General features: G+C 58.5%; 6 protein-coding genes and 1 pseudogene. 6 read left to right on the forward strand and 1 reads right to left on the reverse strand.

Annotated features, from left to right (window positions below; all coding sequences use genetic code 11):
- From ABF287_RS03135 to ccoS, 4 genes are all read left to right on the forward strand, one after another.
- Window positions 1-467 (forward strand): FixG Ig-like domain-containing protein (locus ABF287_RS03135; protein WP_347183575.1); only part of this gene is annotated, 467 nt, incomplete at its 5' end.
- Between the two features lies 1 nt (window position 468).
- Window positions 469-927, forward strand: a complete 459-nt coding sequence (locus ABF287_RS03140; RefSeq protein ID WP_347183576.1) for a FixH family protein — start codon at window positions 469-471, stop codon at window positions 925-927.
- A gap of 13 nt (window positions 928-940) precedes the next feature.
- On the forward strand, window positions 941-3,118 hold the full coding sequence (locus ABF287_RS03145; RefSeq protein WP_347183577.1) for a heavy metal translocating P-type ATPase: 2,178 nt from the start codon (window positions 941-943) through the stop codon (window positions 3,116-3,118).
- On the forward strand, window positions 3,115-3,276 hold the full coding sequence (ccoS, locus tag ABF287_RS03150; RefSeq protein WP_347183578.1) for a cbb3-type cytochrome oxidase assembly protein CcoS: 162 nt from the start codon (window positions 3,115-3,117) through the stop codon (window positions 3,274-3,276). Before ABF287_RS03145 ends, ccoS begins: the two co-directional genes overlap by 4 nt.
- A gap of 17 nt (window positions 3,277-3,293) precedes the next feature.
- Here ccoS and ABF287_RS03155 read toward each other — a convergent pair whose 3' ends face one another.
- Entirely contained in the window at window positions 3,294-4,040 is a 747-nt protein-coding gene (locus ABF287_RS03155) for an arylesterase (protein WP_347183579.1), read from the reverse strand.
- Between ABF287_RS03155 and ABF287_RS03160 the strand changes: the two genes are divergently transcribed.
- Together ABF287_RS03160 and ABF287_RS03165 are read left to right on the forward strand one after the other, a co-directional pair.
- Window positions 4,009-4,701: an ATP-binding cassette domain-containing protein gene (locus ABF287_RS03160; protein ID WP_347183580.1), complete on the forward strand. Its 693-nt coding sequence runs from the start codon at window positions 4,009-4,011 to the stop codon at window positions 4,699-4,701. The genes ABF287_RS03155 and ABF287_RS03160 overlap by 32 nt on opposite strands.
- A pseudogene (locus ABF287_RS03165) lies at window positions 4,698-5,272 on the forward strand (drug:proton antiporter); the annotation flags it as partial. The gene ABF287_RS03160 and the pseudogene ABF287_RS03165, both read left to right, overlap by 4 nt.

Here is a 5,272-nt window from a genome sequence, read left to right on the forward strand (position 1 = left end):
CAGGGCATGCGCCGAAGCCGATTTGGAAGCACATCTTGCGCCCGCGCACGATGATGTACACAGCACTTTGGTCTGGCATTGGCTTCGCCTTGGTCTTCGCCTTATTCATGCAGTCCGACATCGATATGACCGTCGCCCCTGTGCGCAATCCGACCTTTGTGACGCTGTCTGACGGCTCTATTCGCAACATCTATGACGTGCGTTTGCGCAACAAACATGGCGAAGATCGCCCCTTCCAGATGTCCGTCACGGGCAACGATGTGTTGCGGGTCGAAATCGAAGGGGGTGCGGATCAAACCGTGCTGGTCCCTGCGGATGGCACCAAATTGCAGCGCGTCTATATCGTCGCACCGCCAAAGTCCGCGCCTGCGATCTCTGACAGAACCCCGTTTACACTTTGGGTCACGGATACAACCAACGACGAACGCGCCTCTACAGCGACCGTGTTCAACGGAAAGGGCGACTAATATGACACGCGAAATCACTGGAAAACACGTTTTGATTGGGACGGTATCGGCCTTTAGCGTCATCATCGCGGTCAACGTCTTTATGGCCTACAGCGCTATTTCGACCTTTCCGGGGCTTGAGGTGAAGAACTCATATGTGGCCTCGCAATCGTTCAATGCCGATAAGGCCGCGCAAGAGGCGCTGGGCTGGACGATTGATGCGACTGATAAGGACGGAAAGCTTTATGTCACGATCACCGACAAAGATGGGTTGCCTGTGCAGGTGAAATCCATCACAGGCACCTTGGGGCGCGCCACCAATGTGACCCAAGATCAAGCGCCCACCTTTGCCTTTGACGGCATGTCCTATGTTGCCGAAACAGGCGCGTTGGAAGCAGGCAACTGGAACTACCGCATGGTGGCAACCGCGCTGGATGGCACGCCGTTTAAACAACGCGTCATCATCCATGTGAAACGCTAGAAAGGCTGCGGCGATGTCAGAGGTTCAAATGTCGGCTTGCCCTGCATGTCTTGCGGCCCCCGCCGCACAAGACGCAGCCCATGCGCGCGATGTGCAAGACGTAAAAGTCACGCTGTCGTTGCCCGCCATTCATTGTGCTGCCTGTATTTCTGGCGTTGAACGCACTCTGAACGGCCACCCTGGTGTGCGCGCCGCACGGGTCAATCTGACGCTCAAACGTGCGCTTGTGGAAACCGATGAAGACACCGATGCGCAGGCATTGATCGCGGAACTCACGCAGGCAGGCTATGAAGCCTATGAGCTGGATGCGGGCGCCTTGGCTGCGACGCAAACGGACCTGATGGGGCGCAAGATTTTGACGCGTTTGGCCGTGGCAGGCTTTGCGATGATGAACGTGATGCTTCTGTCTGTCGCGGTTTGGTCGGGGGCGTCTTCAGCCACGCGCGATCTGTTTCACATGGTGTCTGCGGTGATTGCTGTGCCGGCCATTGCCTTTTCGGCCCAGCCATTTTTTGCCTCTGCTTGGACGGCCTTGCGTGCCAAGCGGTTGAACATGGATGTGCCGATATCCTTAGCGATTTTGCTAGCGGCAGGCATGTCCATTTTTGAGACCTTTCAGTCGGGCGCGCATGCCTATTTCGATGCGGCGTTGTCTTTGACATTCTTTTTGCTCGCTGGCCGCTATTTGGATTACCGCACGCGCTCGGTCGCGCGTTCTGCCGCCGAAGAACTGGCCGCACTTGAAGTGCCCCGCGCCACCCGCGAAGACGGTCAGGTCGTGCCGATCGGGGACTTGGTCAAAGGCGATATCGTGCGCGTCGTGCCCGGTGCGCGGGTGCCCGTGGATGGCGTCATAACGCAAGGCGCATCAGAGCTGGATCGGTCGGTGTTGACGGGCGAAACCTTGCCCGCACCTGCCACCATTGGCACTGTCTTGAGCGCAGGCGAGGTCAATTTGACAGGCCCGCTTTTGGTGCGTGTCACGGCTGCTGGCGAAGACAGTTCCTTGCACCGTTTGGCGGATTTGGTCGCCATGGCGGAAACATCGCGCAATCGCTACACCTCTTTGGCGGACCGCGCAGCACAGGTCTATGCGCCCGTGGTGCATTTGCTGGCGTTGGTGGCCTTTCTGGCTTGGGCCTTTGCGACCGGTGACATTCGCCACGCACTAAACATTGCGGTTGCTGTGTTGATCATCACCTGTCCCTGTGCGCTGGGCTTGGCCGTGCCTGCGGTGACCACCGCCGCGTCTGGGCGTCTGTTTCGCGCAGGCATGTTGATCAAATCCGCAACGGCTTTGGAGCGTCTGGCCGAGGTGGATACCGTCGTTTTCGACAAGACAGGCACGCTGACCGAAGGGCGGCCCGCGCCGTCCAACTGGGCCGATATTCCGTCTGAGGCGCGCAGCGTTGTGATGGCCATGGCGGCAGGATCGGCGCATCCTTTGTCGGCCGCTTTGCTCGAATGCGCAACCGCATCGGGGTGCGAGGCCGCTGACATTTCCAATGTGCGCGAGTTTCCTGGACGGGGGATTGAAGCGCGCTGGAACGGGCAGCAGGTGCGCCTTGGCCGCGCGGCTTGGGTGGGATGTGAAACCTTGGCGCAAACGGCGACATATTTGCAAATTGGCGATGCGCCCGCGATTGCGTTCACCTTTGTGGATCAACTGCGTGATGGCGCTGAAGCGGCCATTGCGGCGCTTAAAGCGCAAGGCAAAGATGTTGTTTTGCTGTCCGGTGATGCGCCTGCCGCTGTGGCCGATATTGCGGCGCGGGTTGGCATAGATGCATGGGAGGCCGAATGTTTGCCCATGGGCAAAGCCCTGCGGGTCGGAGAACTGTCGCGCAGCGGGCGCAAGGTGTTGATGGTCGGGGACGGCTTGAACGACACCGCAGCTTTGGCAGCGGCGCATGTGTCGATTTCGCCTGCATCGGCGCTTGAGGCGACGCGCGTTGTGTCCGACATCGTGTTGCTTGGCACTTCTTTGGCACCCATCGGCGAGGCCACCAAGGTTGCCGTGTCTGCCACACGCCGGATCAAAGAAAACTTTGCCATTGCCGCAGGCTACAACATGATCGCGATCCCGATTGCTTTGGCAGGCTTTGCAACACCGCTGGCGGCCGCGTTGGCAATGTCGACCTCCTCGATTACGGTGTCGTTGAATGCGCTGCGATTGCGAGGCTTAAAATGAACGTTCTGGTCTTTTTAATTCCCATTTCACTGCTTTTGGGTGGGCTTGGTCTTTGGGCCTTCTTTTGGTCGATTAAGTCGCGTCAGTTTGACGATCCGCAAGGCGACGCGGAACGCATTTTGACCAAGGATTACGACGATCACCCCCGCGAAGATTAACCGTCAAACGCAGCACGTTAGTGCGTCATCTGTGCGCGGACTTGCTCTGCCAGCTCGATCACTTTCGGCCCAAGCGCTTGCACGACGATGGCGACGCCTTTGGCGTTGGGATGGATGCCATCACGCTGGAAATAAGTGGCCAACACCTCGGGCAGGGTGCCCAATTCCAGCAGGGGGCGCATGAAGCTTTCCACATAGAGCGTGTCATATTCGGCAGCCAAATCAGGGTAGATCGCAGCGAAATCGGCTTGGTACGCCAGCCCATAGTTTGCAGGCACCTCCATACCGATCAGCAAAACGGGAATGTCTTTGCTGGCGGCTTTGGCCAAAATACCGTCAAGATTGGCGCGCACTTGCGCAGGCGCGATACCGCGTAAGATGTCGTTGCCCCCCAGCGTGACGATCATCGCGTCCACGTCGGGCGTCAAAGTCCAATCGACACGGGCCAACCCGCCCGCCGTGGTGTCGCCTGAGACGCCTGCATTCAAGATCTCTACGTCTTGTTCGGCCGCGGTCAAAAAGCTCTGTAGCTGCGCGGTAAACCCTTCATTTTGCACCAAGCCATAGCCCTGTGTCAGGCTGTCACCAAGCGCTGCGATGGTGATTTTTTCGCCTGCAAACGCGCCTGCGTTGGCGCCCACTAAGGTCGCATACATTAAAACCGCCGATAACACCTTGCCGCCTGCCGCCAAAACCCCATATCGATGTGAGAAACCATTTAGGAAACGCCCCATGACCGAGACTGTTATTTCTTTAAACGACATAGGTTTGTCCTTGGACGGCAATGCGGGGCGGGTTGATATTTTGCGGGGCATCACGTTGGACGTGGCGCGGGGGGAAACGGTGGGTCTCATCGGGCCGTCTGGATCTGGCAAATCGTCGCTCCTGATGTTGCTTGGTGGATTAGAACAGGCCACCAAGGGTGTCGTGTCGGTGCTGGGGCGCAACCTGACGGATATGAATGAAGATGCGCTCGCGCGCTTTCGTAGAGATCATATGGGTGTTGTGTTTCAATCTTTCCACCTCATTCCGACTATGACAGCGCTGGAAAACGTCGCAACCCCTTTGGAACTTGCAGGACATGCGGATGCGTTTGAACGTGCGCGCGAAGAATTAGAGGCGGTGGGCCTTGGGGCGCGCTGCGATCATTTCCCGTCGCAAATGTCTGGCGGGGAACAGCAACGCGTGGCCTTGGCGCGCGCCGCCGCGCCCCGCCCTGATATTTTCCTTGCGGATGAACCCACTGGTAATTTGGACGGCACCACGGGTGAGGCGATTATGGATTTGCTGATGGGGCTGCGGGATCGTCACGGGGCGACGATGATTTTGGTCACCCACGCGCCAGAACTGGCGGCGCGCTGTGACCGTGTTATTCGCCTGCGCGACGGCGCACTTGATCTTGCGACGCCTGAGGCCGCCGAATGAATGTGTCCTTAGCTTGGAAAATAGCCCGACGCGAATTGCGTGGGGGACTGCGTGGATTTCGGGTGCTTGTGGCCTGTTTGGCGCTGGGCGTTGCGGCCATTGCGGCGGTCACGTCTGTGCGCGAAAGTATTTCGGCGGGGCTTGACCGCGAAGGGGCGGCCCTGTTGGGGGGCGATGCAGAACTTGAGTTCACCTATCGCTTTGCATCTGAGGCAGAACATGCGTGGTTGCAAGACAACAGTTTGGCCCTGTCTGAGGTCACAGATTTCCGGTCCATGGTCACGCGCGATGACGAACGTGCGCTGACCCAAGTTAAATCGGTCGATGACGCCTATCCTTTGATTGGTTCTGTCAGCTTAACGCCTGATATGCCGCTGTCCCAAGCACTTGACGGGCAGGGCGGTGTCGCAGGGGCGGTGCTCGACCCGATGCTGATCGAACGCCTTGGGCTGTCTTTGGGTGACGACATAACCATCGGCGGCGTGCCATTTGTGCTGATGGCCGAACTCACGAATGAACCTGACAATGCCTCGGCTGGGTTTTCGCTTGGGCCGCGCTCCATTGTGCGCAC

The organism is Pacificibacter sp. (genome assembly GCF_039769035.1).
Taxonomy (GTDB): domain Bacteria; phylum Pseudomonadota; class Alphaproteobacteria; order Rhodobacterales; family Rhodobacteraceae; genus Celeribacter.